Annotated in this window: 15 protein-coding genes; 3 read left to right on the top strand and 12 right to left on the bottom strand. The window is 70.5% G+C overall.

Going from position 1 to position 18,888, the window contains the following annotated elements; all coding sequences use genetic code 11:
• Positions 1–10 precede the first annotated feature (10 nt).
• The 5 genes from LXT21_RS35045 to LXT21_RS35025 form a co-directional block, all read right to left on the bottom strand.
• Entirely contained in the window at positions 11–1,420 is a 1,410-nt protein-coding gene (locus LXT21_RS35045; RefSeq protein WP_254042583.1) for an MATE family efflux transporter, read from the bottom strand.
• A 76-nt stretch (positions 1,421–1,496) separates the two neighbouring features.
• A complete protein-coding gene (locus LXT21_RS35040; protein ID WP_256572247.1) occupies positions 1,497–2,408 on the bottom strand; it encodes a bestrophin family protein in 912 nt (303 codons plus the stop codon).
• Positions 2,409–2,524: 116 nt separating this feature from the next.
• Complete coding sequence (locus LXT21_RS35035) at positions 2,525–2,827, bottom strand: hypothetical protein (RefSeq protein ID WP_254042581.1); 303 nt, start codon at positions 2,825–2,827, stop codon at positions 2,525–2,527.
• A gap of 138 nt (positions 2,828–2,965) precedes the next feature.
• Positions 2,966–3,373 (bottom strand): hypothetical protein, encoded by a 408-nt coding sequence (locus tag LXT21_RS35030; RefSeq protein ID WP_254042580.1) that lies wholly within the window; start codon positions 3,371–3,373, stop codon positions 2,966–2,968.
• Between the two features lie 137 nt (positions 3,374–3,510).
• Positions 3,511–3,906, bottom strand: a complete 396-nt coding sequence (locus LXT21_RS35025) for a winged helix-turn-helix transcriptional regulator (protein WP_254042579.1) — start codon at positions 3,904–3,906, stop codon at positions 3,511–3,513.
• 136 nt (positions 3,907–4,042) lie between these two features.
• Between LXT21_RS35025 and gstA the strand changes: the two genes are divergently transcribed.
• Positions 4,043–4,651: a glutathione transferase GstA gene (gene gstA / locus LXT21_RS35020; protein ID WP_254042578.1), complete on the top strand. Its 609-nt coding sequence runs from the start codon at positions 4,043–4,045 to the stop codon at positions 4,649–4,651.
• Between the two features lie 10 nt (positions 4,652–4,661).
• Here the strand turns inward: gstA and LXT21_RS35015 are convergent, their stop codons facing one another.
• The 3 genes from LXT21_RS35015 to LXT21_RS35005 form a co-directional block, all read right to left on the bottom strand.
• Positions 4,662–5,171, bottom strand: coding sequence for an SHOCT domain-containing protein (locus LXT21_RS35015; RefSeq protein ID WP_254042577.1), 510 nt, complete (start codon positions 5,169–5,171; stop codon positions 4,662–4,664).
• Between the two features lie 45 nt (positions 5,172–5,216).
• A complete protein-coding gene (locus LXT21_RS35010) occupies positions 5,217–6,080 on the bottom strand; it encodes a GRP family sugar transporter (protein WP_254042576.1) in 864 nt (287 codons plus the stop codon).
• Between the two features lie 127 nt (positions 6,081–6,207).
• A complete protein-coding gene (locus LXT21_RS35005; protein WP_254042575.1) occupies positions 6,208–8,181 on the bottom strand; it encodes a discoidin domain-containing protein in 1,974 nt (657 codons plus the stop codon).
• A gap of 109 nt (positions 8,182–8,290) precedes the next feature.
• Between LXT21_RS35005 and LXT21_RS35000 the strand changes: the two genes are divergently transcribed.
• A complete protein-coding gene (locus LXT21_RS35000; RefSeq protein WP_254042574.1) occupies positions 8,291–9,109 on the top strand; it encodes a hypothetical protein in 819 nt (272 codons plus the stop codon).
• A gap of 9 nt (positions 9,110–9,118) precedes the next feature.
• On the opposite strand, the gene LXT21_RS34995 is transcribed toward LXT21_RS35000, so the two are convergent.
• Both LXT21_RS34995 and LXT21_RS34990 read right to left on the bottom strand, forming a co-directional pair.
• On the bottom strand, positions 9,119–11,584 hold the full coding sequence (locus tag LXT21_RS34995; protein WP_254042573.1) for a WD40 repeat domain-containing protein: 2,466 nt from the start codon (positions 11,582–11,584) through the stop codon (positions 9,119–9,121).
• 36 nt (positions 11,585–11,620) lie between these two features.
• Positions 11,621–13,516, bottom strand: coding sequence for a transketolase (locus LXT21_RS34990; protein WP_254042572.1), 1,896 nt, complete (start codon positions 13,514–13,516; stop codon positions 11,621–11,623).
• 196 nt (positions 13,517–13,712) lie between these two features.
• On the opposite strand from LXT21_RS34990, the gene tal reads away from it, so the two are divergent.
• Positions 13,713–14,834 (top strand): transaldolase, encoded by a 1,122-nt coding sequence (tal, locus tag LXT21_RS34985; RefSeq protein ID WP_254042571.1) that lies wholly within the window; start codon positions 13,713–13,715, stop codon positions 14,832–14,834.
• On the opposite strand, the gene LXT21_RS34980 is transcribed toward tal, so the two are convergent.
• Positions 14,740–17,442, bottom strand: coding sequence for a DUF6493 family protein (locus tag LXT21_RS34980; protein WP_254042570.1), 2,703 nt, complete (start codon positions 17,440–17,442; stop codon positions 14,740–14,742). The genes tal and LXT21_RS34980 overlap by 95 nt on opposite strands.
• Positions 17,439–18,812, bottom strand: coding sequence for an SWIM zinc finger family protein (locus tag LXT21_RS34975; RefSeq protein WP_254042569.1), 1,374 nt, complete (start codon positions 18,810–18,812; stop codon positions 17,439–17,441). Before LXT21_RS34975 ends, LXT21_RS34980 begins: the two co-directional genes overlap by 4 nt.
• Positions 18,813–18,888 lie beyond the last annotated feature (76 nt).

The raw sequence follows: 18,888 nt of genomic DNA, 5'->3' as shown, positions 1-18,888 counted from the left end.
GCGTGCGGGGCTACCGGGGCCCTTCGCGGAAGATGGCGCCGGCCAGGGTGGCCACGCTCGTCACGGCCGCGAAGGCGACGAGGGCGGCGGAGACGAGGGCGAAAAGGGTGGGCAGGCCCGCGCCGAAGTGCGAGACGGCGAGCCAGCCCAGGCCCGCGGCGATGAGCATGCGCGCGGTGCCACCGACGACGGGCCAGAAGACCCGCGCCACGCCCTGGGAGGCGAACCCCAGCACGAAGCCCAGGCCCAACAGGCCGTAGAACGGCGCGACGATGCGCAGGTACAGCGCCCCGGGCGTCAGCACCGCCGGGTCCTGGCTGAACAGGTGCAGCCAGAGGCCGGGCGCCACCGCCACGACGAGGCCGATGGCGGACGTCACCCCGAAGCCCAGCCAGGCCCCCACCCACGCGGTGCGCCGCGCCCGCTCCATCTGCCCCGCGCCCGCGTTGGTGCCCACCATCGTCAGCACCGCCGTCCCCAGCCCGAAGAGCAGCGGCACCAGCAGGTAGTCCAACCGGGACGCGATGCCGTAGCCCGCGAGCGCCTCGACGCCGAACAGGCCCACCGCGCCGGTGACGACGATGACCGTGAGGTTCGGCTGCACCGCGCTGAACGCCGTGGGCAGTCCCACGCGCAGGATGTCACGGATGAGCCGTCCCTCCAGGCGCGAGGGCGCGAGCCGCAACGAGGTTCGCCCCGACGCCAGGTGCTTGAGGAGCCAGAGCGCGGCGCCCAGGTAGAACAGGTCCATGGCCAGCCCCGCGCCCGCGATGCCCAGCGCCGGCAGCGGCCCCACGCCGAAGATGAGTGCGGGCGAGATGACGAGCAGGACGCCCGCGCCCGCCAGCGTCACCGTCGCCGGCAGCTTCACGTTGCCCGCGCCTCGCAGCGCCGCCGCCAACAGGTTCACCACCCAGAACGGAATGGCCCCGAGGAACAGGACGTTCGAGTACTCCACCGCCGCGTCCAGCGCCCCCGCCTCGCCCCCCAGCGCGCGGTAGAGCGCGGGGCCTCCCAGCCACGCGAGCAGGGTGGAGACGACCCCCAGGCCCACGCCCATCACCACCGCGTGCCACACCAGCGCGTCCGCGTCCTGGCTCCGGTGGGCGCCCACCGCCCGCGCCACCGCGGAGGCCACTCCGCTGCCGATGCCCCCGTTGGACATCATCGTCATCAACATGAAGATGGGGAACACCAGCGACACGCCCGCCAGCGCGTCCGTGCCCAGGAAGCTCACGTACCAGGTCTCCGCCACGCCCACGAAGGACTGCGCCACCAGCACCACCGTGGTGGGCACCGCCAGCTTCAACAGCGTGGGGAGGATGGGCCCGTGCAGCAGCGCCTCCCGGACGCCCGCGGCGCCCGCCTTCTGCTCGCCGCTGGCCCCGGCCTCCGAGCCGAGTGCGCTCTTCACCTGCATGGTTCCCGCTCCTGTGTGACGTATGATGAGCGTAATATGGTGTCGCGCGGGAGACACCGGAAAAATCCGGCGGGGCTCAGGTGAGCAGGAAGCTGTCGTCGGGCCGTGTGGGTGGAGGGAGGGGCTCGCCGGCCAGCTCCAGCACGGCGCGCTCGATGTTGCGCGTCAGGGCGTCGAGGGGCAAGTCATTGGGCTCGGTGCCGAAGGGGTCCTCCAGCTCGGAGGTCACCATGTCGAGCGCGATGAAGGTGTAGCTGACGAAGACGGAGACCAGGGGCGTGGACCAGCCCAGGCTGCCGGCCAGGGCGAAGGGCAACAGCAGGCTGTAGACGTAGACGGTGCGGTGGAGCATCACGCTGTAGACGTACGGGATGGGGGTGCTGGCGATGCGCTCACAGCCGCCGAGCACCTCTGAGAAGCGGTCCAGGTTGGCCTCGAGCGGGGCGACGAGCAGCTCGCCCAGCCGTCCCTCCCGCCGCATCCGGGCCACCCACTCCGCCAGCGCCAGGATGACGCGCGGGGCGCGCTGGCCGGTCTGCTCCACGCGCGCGCGCACCCCTGGGGGCAGGGTGTCGAGCACCAAGGGGGTGCCGCGCAGCTGGTGGTTGAGCGTGAGGGCGAGCGCGCGGAGCAGGTCCGCCACCTCGCGGCGCTCCTCGGGCAGGAGCGCGGGCGTGGGCAGCGAGAGGGCCTGGCGCATGAAGGAGCGCGAGACGATTTGCAGCGAGCCCCACAGCTTGCGCGCCTCCCAGAAGCGGTCGTACGCCGTGCTGTTGCGAAACCCGAGGAAGATGGCGAGCGCCACGCCCAGCAGGCCCAGCGGGCCTTCGCGCAGGTTGAACTTCAGGTTGTAGGGCAGCGGCTGCAGGACGACGGCCAGACACGCCAGCGCGAGGAAGAAGCCGAGCCGGGGGAGGATGCGTGGCATGACCGAGCCACGCCAGACGAAGAGCATCCGAAGCCAATGCATTCGCGGGCGGACAATCATGCCGTCCCTGTAACACGCGAGGCCGGGGACGGGTGGGGGCGCCCCGGCCTCGTCGGAGACGGACTGAAGACGGGCTCATCGGGGGCATCCGCGCGGGCGAGCCCCCGGCCGTCGACTCAGCGCACCTCGGGGCAGTCCCAGGCGCGGCGTTGGGTCAGCGTGGAGAGACGGCAGGTGCAGACGTAATCGCTCCAGATGCCGTCGGTGCAGTTCTGGGTGGCGTTGAGGCTGGTACAGGCCGTGTTGTCCTGCTCCCAGCAGTACTGGAGCAGCGGCGGGATGAGCCGGGCCTCCTCCGTCGACGCGAGCTCCTCGCTGGTGAGCTGCTCGGCGGCTTCGTCACTCCCCGTGTAGTAGTCCTCGGCACTGGCGAGGAACGGCACGCACAGCGCCACGGCCAGCAAGATGCGCTTCATCATCGATGTCGACTCCCTGGGTGGAATCCCCTGTGACAGGGGCTCTCGGTGTGTCCCGAGTAACCTGTAAACGCCACCCGGTGACAGAAGTCTCATCCGTGCCGCGCGGGCCCGTGCGTGGAGCCCGCGCGGCATGGGGGCCTAGTCGTTGTAGTAGGAGGCCTGGGCCGTGATGATTCCGGACCACTGCCCCGTCCAGTTGTCGTAGACGCGCATGCGCATCGTCAGCGTCTGGTTCCTCCCGATGACGCTCATGCAGCTCCAGCCCGTGTCAAGGTAGTAGCCGTGGCCGTAACAGGAGTCGTGGAACTCGATGATGTAACGGTCCGCGGTCTGGTCGATGCCGAGCACGCCCCAGCTGACCACCGAGGAGGCCGCGCTGCCGTTCGCACTGCATGCGTAGGGAGAAAGGTAGTCGAACTCCCACGTGTCCACGAAGCAGGCGGGCATGGCATTGGAGACGTTCAGGGACTGAGGCTCCTCGGCCAGGGCGACGGAGGACAGCGACATCGCGGCGGCGACAGCGACTCCGGCAAGCGAACGGTGCATGGACACCTCTGCTGTGGGGGAGGTGCGAGGGTAGTGATGGGCCTCCAGGATGACAATCATTGGGGGGATGAAAATGTCTGGGTATTCGATGACACCGAACACAGGGCCGGTGTCCGCGGACTTTTCTGCCCGGTGTGTCAGGTCTGTCGTTGGGAGCGACGTGTGGGCTTGTCGTGACGAGGCGGGGCGAGTGTCACCTCGCGCAGCCGGGTGCCCACCCGGATGATGGCGTGGAGCACCGGCACCAGCTCTTCGCCGAGCGGGGACAGGGCGTACTCCACCGAGGGCGGGGACGTGGGGCGCACCTCGCGCGTCACCGCGCCCTTCTCCGTCAGCTCCCGCAGCCGTGTGGTGAGCACCTTGGGCGAGATGCCGGGGATGTCGTGCAGCAGCTCTCCGAAGCGTCGGGGGCCGCCCGACAGCTGCCAGACGACATTGGTGGTCCAGGCTCCGCCCAGCAGCGACATGCAGGCGTGGATGGGACAGCCGGGAGGCGGGGGCGGGGCGTTGCTCTTGCGCAGCTTCAGGGACATGGGGTGGTTACCGCGCGGTGAGTGGAGTTACCGCCAGGTGAGTGGAAAGTGCGCTCACCTTATCCTCGCTACTTTCCAAAGGTAACCCCGCCCCGTTACTGATGCGCCGTCGTTCCCACCCACCACGAGGAAGCCGATGAAGCTCTATTTCGCGCCGGGCGCCTGCTCGCTGTCCCCCCACATCGTCGCGCATGAGGCGGGCCTCACGCTGCAGCTCGAGAAGGTCGACACGCAGACCAAGGTCCTCCAGTCGGGCGGCGACTTCTGGAAGATCAACCCCAAGGGCTATGTGCCCGCGCTGGAGCTGGAACCGGGAGACGTCCTCACCGAGGGCCCCGCGCTGGTGCAGTACCTGGCGGACCTGCGGCCCGAGGCGGGGCTGGTGCCTCCGGCGGGCAGCCTCGAGCGCTACCGCGTGCAGGAGATGCTCGGCTACATCAACTCCGAGCTGCACAAGGCCTATGCCCCGCTCTTCCGCCCCGACACGTCGAGCGAGGTGCGCGCGGAGCGCACGGCGTACCTGTTCAAGCGCTACCAGCTGCTCGAGGAGCGCCTGGCCACGCGCGCCTATCTCTTCGGGGACACCTTCGGCATCGCGGACGCGTACCTGTACACCGTCACCCGCTGGGCGAAGTACGTGAAGGTGGACATGTCCGGCTTCCCGAACCTGCTCGCGTTCATGGAGCGCGTCACCGCGCGTCCGGCCGTGCGCAAGGCGCTCGAGGCCGAGGGGCTGCCCGCCTGACGGCCCGGCTTCACATGCGGGACAGGATTTCGGTCCGCTTCGCCTCGTACTCATCCGGGGTGATGTGACCCGCGTCGACCATGCGGCGCAGGTCCTCCATCGCCTTCACCGGGTCCGCCGACGGGAGCGCGGTGGCGGGCGTCTGGAGCGGGCCCACGACGAACACCTTCTCTGGGTGGTTCGGGTCCAGCTTCACCTGGACCTTGTTGCCCTGGGCCACCCAGCCCGTGGTCAACCGGTGGGCGACGGTGGTCCAGGCGTGGGCCTCGTAGGGCGGGTGTCCCTTGCGGTGCACCCGCAGATGCAGCTTGTACAAGGGCTTCTTCTGGAGGCGGATGGCGGTGTTCGACTGCTCGAGGATGGTGGCCTCGGCGACCTCGCCGTTCGCGAGCACCCGGCTCTTCATCACGAGGTATCCCAGCGGTCCCTCGCCCTTCGCGATGACCCGATAGAAGAGCTGCGCCGCGACGGAGAGGATGACCAGGAGGATGAGCAGGTTCTGGGGCGTGAGCTCGGGCATGGCGGCCCCGAGTCTACCCTGGGGCCTCCCTCCGTGAGGCGGGCCTCAGGCTCGGGCCTGGCCCACCAGGATTCCCCCGGCAATCACCAGGGCGACGCCGATGAAGACGAGCACCAGCTCCTTGCGCGTCTTGTGCTCACCGAGCAGGAAGACGCCACCGAGCGTGGAGATGATGACGCCCATCTGCGAGACGGTGAAGCCGGTGGTGACGCCCACGCGCTCGTCCGCCAAGAGCAACGCCAGGTTGCCTGTCGCCCAGATGAGGCCGGGGAGGATGTTGAGCCAGGTCTTCTTCACGAAGGGCCGGCCCTCGCCGCGCAGCGAGAGCAGGAAGGCCGTCGTCAACAGCCCCACCGACTGGGGGAGGATGGCATCCCAGCCGCTGACGCCGAACCACTTGGGGATGATGACGTAGGCGACCAGCCCCGCGCCGCAGAGCCCCAGCGCCATCAATCCCGCCCGCTGCTCGGACCGGCTCTTGATGTCCCGGACCTCCTTGTAGGACGTCATCGCGACGCCCAGCATCACGATGACGAGCCCCGTCGTCCCCAGCGCCACCTTCGCGCCCGTGGGCCACTCGTGGAACACCAGGACACCCAGCAACGAGGTGCCGAGCAGCTGGAGGCAGACGATGGCGGGCATCGCCGTCGACACGCCGAGCAGCGCGAACGAGCGGAACTGGTTCGTCTGTCCCACCGCGCAGCACGCGCCGGAGGCGAAGCCCGCGAGCAGCACCGTGCGCGACAGGTGGGGTGAGACGACGTTGAGCGCGACCAGGGCCAGCACCAGCGCGCCCATCGTGCTGCCCAGGACCTGCTGCTTGGGGAGGCCGCCCACCTTCGCGACGAGCAGCGGCTGGATGCCCCAGCACAGGGGAGGGATGAGCACGACCCAGTTCTCCAGGCTCATCCCCATGCTCCCCGCCTTCGGCCCCCCGGAATCTAGGCCTGGAGCACGCGGCGGGAATCGGTCCCGTGGGCAAGGGCCCTGTGGGGCGGGGGACAGTGACGACGCGGTCCCTCCGCCCGGGGGCCGCCTACGGGCGGTGGCTGCGGCGCTGCTGGAGCAGCCAGTCGTAGAGCTCGGGCGTGGCGTAGGCCGTGTCCCACGTCGAGCCGTCGTGACGACCGCCCGGGATGACGGTGGCGCGCATCGCGCTGGAGCCCGCGCCGCAGCGGGTGTCGAGCCAGGTCTTGAGGTTGCCGGGGCGGCTCGGCGCGTCGAACTCACCCTGGAAGCCCCAGATGGGCAGGGCCTTCAGGTTGCAGACGTTCGCGTCATTGGTGGGCGTGGAGGTGAAGGCGACGGGGACGATGGCCGCGAGCAGCCCGCTGTCCGTGATGGCCTGCTCGAGGCTCCGGTTGCCGCCGCCGCTCAGGCCGGTGAGGTAGATGCGGTCCGTGTCCACGCGGTAGTCCTTCTTGGCGTCCTCGACCAGGGCCATCACCGCGTCGTTGCTGAACCAGCCCGTGCCCGAGTTGCTGAAGGGCAGCCGCTGATTCGGCGAGATGACGATGGCCTTCATCGTCGTGCGGAAGCTGGCGGAGTTGAACTGCCGCGCCAGGCCCTCGGGGTTGGCCAGCACGCCCGAGCGGTCCGTGGCCAGCGTGGCGCCGCCCAGGCCGTGCAGCGCGATGATGAGCGGCCAGCGGGTGGTGCGGTCCGCGTTGTACTGCTGGGGCAGGAACAGCGCGTAGTCGTAACGCACGTTGCGCACCAGCGTCTGCTGTCCGGCGGAGCACGTGGTGGGCGCCGTCGACGCGACGCCGGGCCGGCCCGACAGCTCCAGCTCTCGCAGCCGGCAGTGGGGCTGGTCCTTGCACACCAACCGGACCTTCGTGGTGGTGACGGGCGCGGTGAAGGTGACCGAGCGCTGCGTGTTGTTGGTGGGGTTGCCCTCCACCACGGAGCCGGGAATCGTCTTCCAGCAGCCGCCGTCCCAGCTCTGCAGCTCGAAGGCCGTCATCGCGTAGGACGACGTCGCGTTGATGGACAGGTGCAGCGTCGCGCCGTGCACCTCGTGGGCGCTCCCGAGCTCGACGTCGAAGTAGTTGTGCGTCTGGAAGTGGTAGCCGGACTCCCAGCGCGTGGAGAGGTTTCCGTCCACGGCGTTGGAGGGCGGCAGGGTGGCGTTGCTGCTGCCGGCGGAGACCGGCTTGCCGAGCGCCACGTTGGTGAGCGCCTGGGGCGCGGGAGCCACCGTCACGCTGACCTCGTCCGTCCCGATGGCGCCGTCGTCATCGGTGGCGGTGAGCCGGAAGACGGCGGTGCCCGCCGTCAAGCCGATGACGCTCAGCGTGGCGGTGCTGGCGCCGGAGAGCGTCGCCGTGGGGCCGCTCACCTGCGTCCACGACAGCGAGACCACCGTGCCGTCCGCGTCGGTGGCGCCGCCGCGCAGGGTGACGCTGTGGGTGGGCAGCGTGATGGCCTGGTCCGGACCGGCGTTGACCACCGGCGGGATGTTCACCTCGGCGCCGTGCGGCGTTCCGAAGACCCACAGCTCCTTCACGCGGCAGTTGTCCGCGAGCGGGTCCTTGCAGGAGAAGCGCACCTTCTTCGCCGTCACCGGCTGGGTGAACGTCGTCGACACCGCGACGCTGGTGTTGTTCGTCTGGCTCGCGCCGGGGACGGGCTTCCAGCCCGTGCCGTCGTCGTAGAACAGCTCGTAGCTCTTGATGGGGCGGTCGGCGCGGAAGCCCGTGTAGAGCTCCATGCGCACCAGGTCGAACGTCCCCTGCAGGTCGATGTCCAGCAGGCGCGTCTCGTTGTAGATGCCGGGGCACCAGCGCGAGTCATCGGTGTTGATGTCCCCATCCACCGCGTACTCCGGGAGGAAGCTGCCCTGTGTGGAGCTGGCGGTGGCGGGTTTGTGGAGCGTGACGTTGATGGGCTCCGCGAGGGCCGTGGCCTGTCGCGAGAGGGCTTCGGGGATGCCAGCTTCGTCGGGGGCGCCACAACCCAGCAGCACGCCCATCACCAAGGTGCACAGTCGAGACGGAATCCTTCGCATGGTGTCCTCCTCCTGAGGCTCATGGGTGAGAACGGAACCACCCCGGACATGTCTCATGGCCTCCGCGATTTGGGCGGGTGTACCGTCCGGGTCACGAGAGGTGGGGACCATGCGCGTCGCAGTCGCTCCGGGATGTCTCGTGGTGTTGCTCGTGTCCGCGTGTGCCCACCGCGCCTCGGAGCGGACGGGGTCCACGGGGTGCTCGGCGCCGGGGACGCTGTGCTGGGACTTCGAGGAGGGGCGACTGCCGGACGGTTGGACACCGTTTCGTGACGAATTCGGCGGGCGACTCCTCGTGGATGACACGCGCGCGCATGGGGGCCGGTATGCGCTGCACGCGAGCCAGCTCGCCGGAGGCCGCGAGGGTGAGCAGGGCGGTCCGAAGAAGACGGTGCGCTTCCAGCTCCCGAAGGACTTCGGCCCCGTGCTGTGGGGGCGTGTTCACGTCTACGTGACACCCGCGCGGCCGGCTTCACACGCGGGGCTCTTCAATGCGCGCTATCCTCGCCCGGAGAGCGAGGACACCGCGTTCGAGGCGCTCGACTGGTACGAGGTGGCGACGTACCAGGAGAAGTACATGGCCATCTGGCATCCACCGGAGCCGCCCGGCTTCCCGGAGTGGGTGCAGGTCTCCGACACGCCGCTCGTGTTGGACCGGTGGACCTGCGTGGAGTGGCTCTTCGACGGCGCGAACGGTGACGCGCCCCAGGCCGCCGAGCCTCGCGTGTGGCTCGACGGCGTGGAGCTGGAATGGCCACGCAGGTTCGTGTTCGCCGACCCGCCCACCCAGACACCGCCGACGCGCGAGAAGGCCGGCGACTTCACGGTGCTGGAGGCGGGGGTGTTCCTCTACCAGGGGCTCTCCGTGCCCACGGACTGGTGGTTGGATGACCTGGCCGTGGGCCCCCGGCGCGTGGGCTGTGAGTGATTGCGAGCCTCAGGCTCCGCCCGTGGGGCCGTGGAGCTTGAGCACGTAGAGGAAGTCCGGAACGGTGAGTCCGCGCGCCACGACGAGCCCGTCACGCAGGATGAGCGTCTCCTCCAGCGAGTCGTGGAAGTGCGCGAGCGGCGTGGTGTCCATGCGGCGATGGAACGCGACGGGCGCGTCGCCGAGGACCTCCCAGTACGCGCGGCGGGTCACCTCTTCGGGCGGCGCATTGCCCTCGAGCACCTCCCTGGGCGCTCCCGTGGCGAGGTCGAAGAAGCGCGTCTTCTGGTCATCCGAGCGGGTGACCAGCACGTCCCCCTCCATGGCCACCTCGAACGGCAGCGCGGGGTGCGGCACCTCGTACAGGAGCCGCCCCGTGTCCGCTTCGTACAGGCGCACCCGGTCATCCAGCGTGCACACCGCCACTCGCGAGCCCTCCGCGGAGAACCGCGCGGCGATGACCGGCTCCTCGGAGACCTGGAGCACGCGCCGGAAGCCCGCGGGCAGGTCGAGCAGCTCGAGCTCACCCGTGGCCCGCCCCACCGCGATGCGCGGCACGCGCTCGGCCGCCGTGAACGCCACCGCGGGCTTCATCAGGGCCTGGGTGTCGAGCACGAGCCGCCCCGTCTTCACGTCGTGCACCTGGAGCCGCGAGAGGGCTTCGTAGCCCGACACGACGTAGGCGCCGTCCGGCGTGAACTCCACCATCGTGACGACGGCCTCGGGGCCCTTCAGCGTGTGGAGCAGACGTCCATCGGCCACGCGCCACACGCGCACCACGCCCAGTTCGAACGTGCCCGCGAGCAGCGTCGAGTCCGGGGAGAAGGTCATCACCTGCTCCATCGTCATCTTCCTGGACGCATCCCGCCCCTCCAGCGGCTTGTCGGTCAGCTCCTTCGCCGGCGCCATGCGCGCCACGTCGAACAGCTGGATGCCCCGCCGCCACCCGTCGTCCAGGTAGCGCGTGACGGGATAGGCGGCCCACGCCTCGTTCGGGCTCAAGCGCCAGGGATGCAGGCCGGAGTCATGGGCCTCGCGAGGCGGCTCGCGCACCTGTCCGTGGGCGTCGATGACGAGCATGCCGTCCATCCGCTTCGCGATGGCCAGCCCGCCCTCGCCCCGTCCCCACAGGTGCTTCACGCGGTGCTGTTCGGCCAGGAGCATCGGTGGAGTGGGCGCGTCGAGCCTGCTCACGAGCACGCCGCCATCGACGGCCGTCAGCGCGAAGTGCTTCAGGTCCGGCGAGAAGGCCGCGCCGCGCTCGTGGCCGTCCGAGGCGTAGGGACGCGACCACACCGTGGCGCCGTCCTTCACGTCCAGCACCTCCAGCCGGTCGTAGCCCAACAGGCCCAGCCGCGAGGTCCCCAGCCACTGCACGTGGGAGTAGCGCGAGCCGCCCTGCAGGCCGCGCACCCGCTGCCAGGTCTTCGTCTCCGCCACGCCGACGTCGTCGAGGTCCGCCCACGCGAGCCACTCGCCGTCCGGACTGAAGGCCAGCGTGCGCACGGAGGTCTGCGCGTCCAGCCGCGCCACCTGCTCGCCCGTGGCCACCTCCCACACGCGCACCGTGTCGTCCGACGCGCCCGACGCGAGCCAGCGACCCGAGGGATGGAACGTCACGCTCAACACCGACTGCTGGTGCCCCTTGAGCGTGGTGACCTTCTCGCCCGTGTCCAGGTCATACAGGTGGATGCGCCAGCCCAGGTTGCCCACCGCGAGCAGCGCGCCGTCCGGGCTGAAGGCCACCGACGTCACCTGTCCCTCCTGGCGTCCGAACGCGTGGAGCTGCTCGCCCGTCTCCACGTCCCAGACGCGCGCGTCGTGGTCTCGCGAGCCCGAGGCCAGTCGCTTTCCGTCCGGGCTCCAGGCAATCCCACGCACCTCGCCCTCGTGGCCCTCCATCGTCTGGAGTCGCTTGCCCGTCGCCACGTCCCAGACCTGGACGTTGCCGCCGTCCTCGTGCGAGCCGGTGGCGAGCCGCGCCCCCGTCGCATCGAACGCCGCGCACAGGACGTGGGACTCGTGCCAGAGGTACGTGTCGGCGCCGTCCAGCGCGCCTCGCAGCGGCAGCAGGGACTCCACCCAGGCCGTGCCGCCGGAGGACTCGCGCTGCCGTCGCCACCACGACGCCAGCTGGTACAGGTGGGCCTCCGGGTCGTTCCAGGGGGCCTGTCCCGACGTGGCGTAGTGGGGCGCGGCGTCCGGCGCGTCGTGCCAGCGCAGCCGGTTGTAGAGGCACTGGAAGAGGGCCTCGGGGTGCTCGCGCAGGAAGTCCGCGTCGAGCGCGACGGCCTTGCGCAGCACGCCGAGCGTCCGGGGGCCCACGGTGGGGCCGTCCTCGTGCAGCACGCGCGTGTCCGCGGGCGTCCGGGCGAGCACGTCGTCGAGCGCGGCGAGCAGTCCGTCCACCCCTTCGGCGGTGATGAGGGCTTCGAGGTTGGAGAGCTCGGTGAGGGATGCGAGGTCTTGGGGCATGGAGGGCCGCATTCTCACGGCGACCCTCCATCGGGTTCAATGGGGGCGGCGTGCCTTCCCCGTGTCGGTGGCGCGCGAGCCCTCGGTCGCGGGGGTGTCGCGAAGGGCGTGGACGGCCTCGACGATGTGCGCCGCGTCGATGCCCGCCGCGCCGAGCAGCTCCTCGGGCTTGCCGGAGCCGGGCAGCTTGCGCACCGCGAGGCGCTTCACGCGGGGCAAGGGCTCGGTCCCGTCCGCGAAGGCCTCCAGCACCGCGTCCGCGAGCCCGCCCTCGGCCCAGTGGTCCTCGACGACGAGGAGCCTTCCTTGGGTCTCCTTCGCGGCCTGCCGCAGCGTCCTCACGTCCACGGGCTTCACCGAGTACAGGTCGATGACGCGCACCGCCACGCCTGCGTCCCGCAAGCGCGCGTGAGCCTCCAGCGCCTCGTGCAGCGTAATCCCGGCGGCGACGATGGTGACGACGTCCCGGTCCGAGCGCCGGAGCACCTTGCTGCCGCCGATGGGGAACTGCTCGGTGGGCGCGTAGAGCACGGGCGTCTTGGCGCGCGTGGTGCGCAGGTAGCTGATGCCGCGCAGGTCCACCAGGGCGGCCATCAGCCGGGCCGTCTGGTTGGCGTCGCTCGGGTAGAGCACGGTGCTGCCGGCGACGGCGCGCATCATCGCCAGGTCCTCGAGCCCCATCTGCGAGGGGCCGTCCTCGCCGATGGACACGCCCGCGTGGCTGCCGCACACGTGCAGCGTCGCGTTGGAGACGGCCGCCATGCGGAGCTGGTCATACGCGCGCGACAGGAACGCGGCGAAGGTGCTGACGAAGACGCGCTTGCCCAGCACCGCCATGCCCACGCCGCTGGACACCATGTTCTGCTCGGCGATGTACATCTCGAAGTACCGGTCCGGGTGCGCCTTGCGCAGCTCCTCCGAGTACGTGGAGTTGGACACCTCCGCGTCCAGCGCGACCAGGTCCGGGTGCGCGTCGCCCAGCGCCGCGAGCGCGTCGCCGTACACCTTGCGCGTGGCGACCTTCTCGTCCGTGGCGTAGGTGGGCAGCTTCAGCGGCCCAGCCGGGGCCTTCGCGGTGGGCTTCGTCACCTCCGGCTTCCTCACGTCGAAGCGCAGGTCGCGCTCACCGCCGAGCTGCTGGATGGCCTCGCGCGACTTGTCCTCGGGCAGGGGCTTGCCGTGCCAGCCGTCCTTGTTCGCGATGAGGGAGTATCCGTGGCCCTTCTCCGTCTTGAAGACGAGGCACGTGGGCTTGCCCTTCGTGGCCTGGGCCTCGGCGAGCGCGCGGTCGATGGCGCCCAGGTCATGTCCGTCCACGGCGAGCGCATGCCAGCCGAAGGCGCGCGCGCGGGCGACGTAGGCCTCGCCGTTCCAGCCCAGCTCCGTCGCGCCGCTCTGGCCCAGGCGGTTCATGTCGATGAGCGCGCACAGGTTGTCGAGCTTGTAGTGGGCGGCCTTGTCGAACGCCTCCCAGACCGAGCCCTCCGCCGTCTCGCTGTCGCCCATCATCACGTACGTGCGGAAGTGGCGCTGGTCCAACCGGGCGACGAGCGCCATGCCCACGCCGATGGCCAGTCCCTGGCCGAGCGAGCCGGTGGCCACGTCCACCAGCGGCAGCACGTGGGGGTTGGGGTGTCCCTCCAGGCGACTGCCGAACTTGCGCAGGGTCAGGAGCTCCGCGTCGTCGATGGCGCCCGCCGCCTTGAACGCGGCGTAGAGGACCGGGCAGGCGTGGCCCTTGGAGAGCACGAAGCGGTCATTGTCCGGTGCGTGCGGGTGCTGGAAGTCGAAGCGCAGGTACTTCTGGAACAGCACCGCGACGATGTCCGCCGCGGACATGGATGAGCTCGGATGTCCGGAGCCCGCCGCCGTCGTCGCGCGGATGCTGTCGACCCGCAGCTGCGCCGCGAGCTCTGCCAGGGTGTCTGCCATCGTCTCTCTCCAGGCTGGGGGACCTCCGTAGGGTGTTGATGGCGGAGCCTTGGGTGAAGCGGCCTGGGCGCTCGAGGTGAGTGGCCGGCCGAGGGGCCTCTCTTCGCAGGGCAGCCCGGCGAGGGGGCTCCCGTGTGCAGGCCCGCTCACGCTCCGGCGCGCGTGGGCAGATTCAGGGACAGGGGGTGTGAACCGCATGAATCCACTGCGTCAGCTCGAGGAATTCGGCCAGGCCGTCTGGGTGGACAACCTCCAGCGGAGCTACATCACCCAGGGCACGCTCCAGAAGCTCATCACCGAGGATGGGCTCAAGGGGCTGACCTCCAACCCCACCATCTTCCAGAAGGCGGTGTCGGGCAGTGAGGACTACGAGGACCTCTTCCGCGCCGCGCGGGGCCAGGGGCGCTCGGCCGGTGACGTCTACGAGCAGCTCGCCGTGCGCGACGTCCAGGGCGCCGCCGACATCCTGCGCTCCGTCTACGACGCGCTGAAGGGGCGCGATGGCTTCGCGTCGCTGGAGGTCTCCCCTCGGCTCGCGAACGACACGAAGGCCACGCTCGACGAGGCGCGCCGACTCTGGAAGATGCTGGACCGGCCCAATGTGATGGTGAAGGTCCCGGGGACGGAGGCCGGAGTGCCCGCCATCGAGCAGCTCACCGCGGAGGGGCTGAACATCAACGTGACGCTCCTGTTCAGCCAGGAGCGCTACCGGCAGGTCACCCACGCGTACCTGACGGGCCTGGAGCGCTTCGCCAAGGCGGGCGGGGATTTGAGCAAGGTGTCCAGCGTGGCCTCGTTCTTCGTCAGCCGCATCGACGTGGCGGTGGACAAGGAAATCGAGCAGCGCCTGAAGGCGGGCGTCACCGCGGAGCAGCGCAAGGTGCTGGAGTCGCTGCACGGCAAGGTGGCCATCGCCAACGCGAAGCTCGCCTATCGCATCTACCAGGAGGTCTTCAGCAGCCCGCGCTGGAAGGCGCTCGCGGCGAAGGGCGCCAAGGTGCAGCGGGTGCTGTGGGCGAGCACCAGCACGAAGAACCCGAAGCTGCGGGACGTGCTCTACATCGAGGAGCTGATTGGCCCCGACACCGTGAACACGATGCCGCCGGCCACCATCGACGCGTTCAGGGACCACGGCCAGGTGCGCACCACGCTGCTGGAGGACCTGGCCGGCGCGAAGGAGATGATGCGCCAGCTGGAGGCCGGTGGCGTGTCGATGAAGAGCGTCACCGAGCGGCTGTCGGTGGACGGCGTGCGGCTCTTCGAGGAGTCGTTCGACGCGCTCCTGAAGGCGGTGGAGGCGCAGCTGAAGAAGACGTAGGTGCCAGGGCCTCGAGGGACTTCCGATGGGGCGTGTCCCGGAGGTAGTCCCAGGCCTCGGTGTCCTCGAGCCGCGTCTCCGTCTGGGACAAGAGCTCCAACAGGAGCTTCACGAGCGAGCCCTCGTCGCGAGGCGCCGCGTGGGAGTTCTTGCGCAGGGCGCGCTGGAGGGCGACGGAGACCTGCCGGGCATGGTGCTCGGACGCGCTGGCCACCCGCGTGAGCGTCGTGGCCCAGCGCTTGAGCTTCACGAGACCCGTGGTGCGCAGCTCGCCCATCGTCGCGCCCAGCTCCTCCGGCGAGAGCCTCCCGGTGGCGAGGGCATCGATGGCCGCGTCCACGCTCACGCCGGACTCTCCGGGCTTCTTCGCCGCGAGCCCGAGCGCGAGCACCAGCCGCCCCATGGGGCCCAGGTGCAGCCAGGGATGGAGCAGTTGCTCGTAGCACGCGGTGTTTCCCCAGCTCGCCTCGAACCAGTCGAGGTTCGCGGCCAGCCCCTCCGCGCGGCTTGCGAAGTAAGCCTCCATGTCTGAGGGCCAGAGCGTCGCCGTCCAGCGCGCGTAGGGCTTCTCCACGCCATCGATTCTCGCCGAGAGCATCCAGCCCGGGAGGTCTTCGCGCGTCGCCTTGAGCTTGGGCTTCGTGGACACGTGCAGGTGGTGGAACGTGTACTCGCCGGACTGCCGGGCCTTGACGGTGAAGGTGTGGACGGAAGGCTCGGTGACGCCCCGGAGCCTGCGCGCCACGGCCAGGAACGCTTCGGGTCCACGAGGCTCCGTGCGTCCGAGCCCCGAGGTCCAGTCGATGAGCTTCAACGTCTCCCCATGGGGCTGGCCCTTGCGCGATGGTGGCTGGGCCGCGCGTGACTTCTCCGCGGGCGCGAGTCGGCTCAGGGCGACGGACAAGTCCGTGTGAGAGGGCTCGGTGGCTCGCGCGAGCACCCGCTCCACCAGTCGCTCCGGCGCAATCCATCCACCCGCGTGCGAGGGGAGCGACAACAGTCCGTCGGTGTGACCCGCGTCGAGCGCGCGAGCGATGTCCAGGAGGCGCGCGTCCAGCAGCGGGAGGAAGACCTTGTGCGCGGGCGAGAGCTCGGTCTTGGGAAGCTCGCGCAGCGCGGCCACGGCCTGTCCGTGAGGCGCGAGCCACGCGAGGGCGAGGCTGGCCAGGCGGAAGGCCATGGGCTCCTGATAGGGCTTCGCGCACGACTTCTTCGCCCGCTTGCCCAGCGCGGAGGTCCGGCGCGCGAAGTCGTCGGGCCGCTGTCCTCCGAGCCGGGCCACGCCATCCAGGAGGCGCTCGACCTCCATCGGGTCGCTCGCGTCCTCGAGGCCCGAGGAGAAGGCCGCGATGAGGGAGTCGAGGTCCTCGATGGGGGACACCGCGAAGCGGGGCTCACACGGCGACACCGGTGCGCTGTCGACCTCATTGGGGGGCGAGGGTGGGACGGGCGCCGCCTTTGACGGGGGCGCGCGGACCGACTCCGCGCCGAGCCAGGTCTGGACCTGCTTCTTCAGCGACGCGGCGACTGCGTCCACGCGCTCTTCGACCGCGGCACGAAGGGTCGCATCGGGAGGGCTCGCCAGGGTCGTCAGGGCCTTGAACACGGCCTTCTGCACATCCACGTCCTCGTGAGAGAGGCCGGTGGCCAGCGTGTGCAGGACGCGCTGACGGGCGTCCGCGGTCTCCCGCTCGGCGAGGGCCAGCAGCCGCTTCGTCGCTTGTTGCGCGGCGGCCTTGTGTCGGGCGAGGAGCACGGGCTCCAGCGCGGGCCGCAAGGTGGACTCGGGGTAGGGGCGGCGCGCGTCCAGCGTGCCCACCACCTCCAGCGCGAGGCTGACCGTCGCCGGGATGGTGCTGCCCAGCAGGCGCAGGTATCGCTCGCGGTGTCGCTCCAGCTCCGCGTGCGTCGGCTCCATCGATTGATGGAAGCGAGAGAACCAGCCCGCCCGGAAGGCCGCGAAGTCGCGCTCCAGGGCGCCCAGCGTGGCGTCCAGCAGCCGCGCGCGGTCGAGGGTCCCCTGGCGCATGTGACGCAGGAACGTCTGGGCCCAGGTCTTCGCGTCGGGGGTGTACTTGTCCCTCGCGGCGAGGCTCAGCTCGCCGCCACCTTCGACCTCGAAGAGGTGCCACACCTCGTCCTCGCGCACGCGCGGGTCGGCGTCGAGCGGGTTCGGGCTGAAGCGCACGTCCACGCCCAGCAGGCTCAGGATGTAGTTGTCGTGGGTGGGGCGCCGCGACACGCCCGCGCGCACCAGGTTTCGGGCCACCGCGCCGAAGGCGGTGTCGAGCTCGACCAGTCGCTCGGCCGCGTCCTCGAGCCCCGGGGCCTCCAGCTTCAGGGCCACCTGGGCGGTCTCCTCGGGCAGGCCCGACAGGAGCCTCCGCTTCCACTCGGAGGGCGGGACGCAGAAGAAGTACAGCAGGGTCAGCGCGTGGAGGCGTGGCGGGAGCGTCTGGGTATAGGGCTCGTCATGGAGCGCCTTGAGTCGGCTCGTCACCTCGGCGCCGAGCTTCCTCCGCTCGGCTTGGGACAGGCGCTCCAGCAGGGCGGTGCTGGCTTCGAGGCTCGGCGCGGCGAGGAGGGGGTCCAGCAAGGAGGCGCTCATTCCGAATCGTCGTCCTCGGCGCGATGGGCGTGCAGCCGCGCCGCGAGAAGGTGTTTGCACGGCCCTCGGTCCAGCGCGTGCCGGGAGAACCAGGGGCAGCCACAGCGCAGCGGCTCCCCCTCTGCGTCCAGGAGCACGTGGTACGTGACGTCCGAGCCGCGCACCCAGAAGGCGCCAGGCTCCTTCGCGTCCGCTTCCACCGCCCCCGCAGCGAGCAAGGCCCGGGCATCCGCGAGGCGCGGCGCGAGGGCCTCGACCTGCGCGAAGTCGAAGGGCAGCTCACGGTGGAAGAACGCGGCCGTCTGCGAGTCGAACCCCACCAGCCCTCGCACGCCGAGCACCTGGAGCCCCTGCCGGACGAGCGCCTCGGGAGTGCCCAGCTTGCGTGCCAGCGCCCGCGGTTCCAGCACGGCCTCCCAGCGCAGCTCCGCGCGCAGCGTGCTCAGCACCTGCTCCACCTGGGCCTGTTGCGCCAGGGCCGTCAGCGCCTGTCCCTCGCCGGAGAAGCCACGCCAGACCTCGCTCGAGAGCGCCAGCGTGAAGCGTGGAGCTCCCAGGTCGAGCACGAAGACGCTGGCCTGTCCTCGCGGGTCCGCGTGCAGGACGAGCCGCTTCGCGAAGGGGACCAGGTCTTCGAGCACCCGAAGTCGCTCCAGGCCGGTGATGCGCATCGCGTCCTTCGCCGCAGTGGAGCTCAATCGCACGCTGCGCCCCTGGGGCACCAGGTAGTGGACGCTCTTGTCGCCGCGAGTCCGGGGGAGGCCTCGGAGGAAGCGCAGGGCCTCCGTCGCGGACAGCTCGGCGAAGGGCGTGAGGCGCGACAGGTAGGCCTGCACCTCGGCGAAGCCCTTGAGCCAGCGCAAGGGGAGGGGGACCTTGCGCTCCACCACGCGCGTGTCGCCTCGCTGGAGCGCGACCTCCGCGTGGCCGACGGACAGGGACAGCGGCTCCTCCTCGCGCACGGTGGACAGGGCCGCGCGCATGGCGGCGTTGAAGTCCACGTTCGTCGTGCCGAAGGACGCGACGTCACCCTCGTAGGCGGCGGGGGTGAGGTCCACGCGGGCGTAGGTGCTGGCGCAGCCGGAGAAACCCTCGAAGCGCAGCATGCCTCGCCCGCACGTCACCACCGGGTCGGCCTCGCGCAGGATGCGATTCAACATGGCGGGCGGGATGAAGAAGCGCGAGCCCACCACGCGCGAGAGGGCCCGCAGCGACAGCGCCGTCAGTCGGGGCTGCAGCAGGCGCCCCTCGAAGAAGTACGGCTGGGGCGCGCCGCCGCCCGACGTCATGAGCCGCAGCGCGTGCCCCTTCTCCACGGGGACGAGCTCGGAGGGGCCCGCGTACAGATAGGTATGGTTCAGCGCAGTCATGGTGTCCGGTGGCCCAGGCTATCGCGGTGATGTGACGGGACCAACCGCGTGGCGCTCGCCTGCTTTGTCTCCTGGG

Origin of the sequence: Myxococcus guangdongensis (assembly GCF_024198255.1) — a bacterium.
In the GTDB taxonomy this organism is placed as follows: Bacteria; Myxococcota; Myxococcia; order Myxococcales; family Myxococcaceae; genus Myxococcus; species Myxococcus guangdongensis.
The sequence above is the reverse complement of the archived record's forward strand: the minus strand, read 5'-3'. Positions and strand labels throughout refer to the sequence as shown.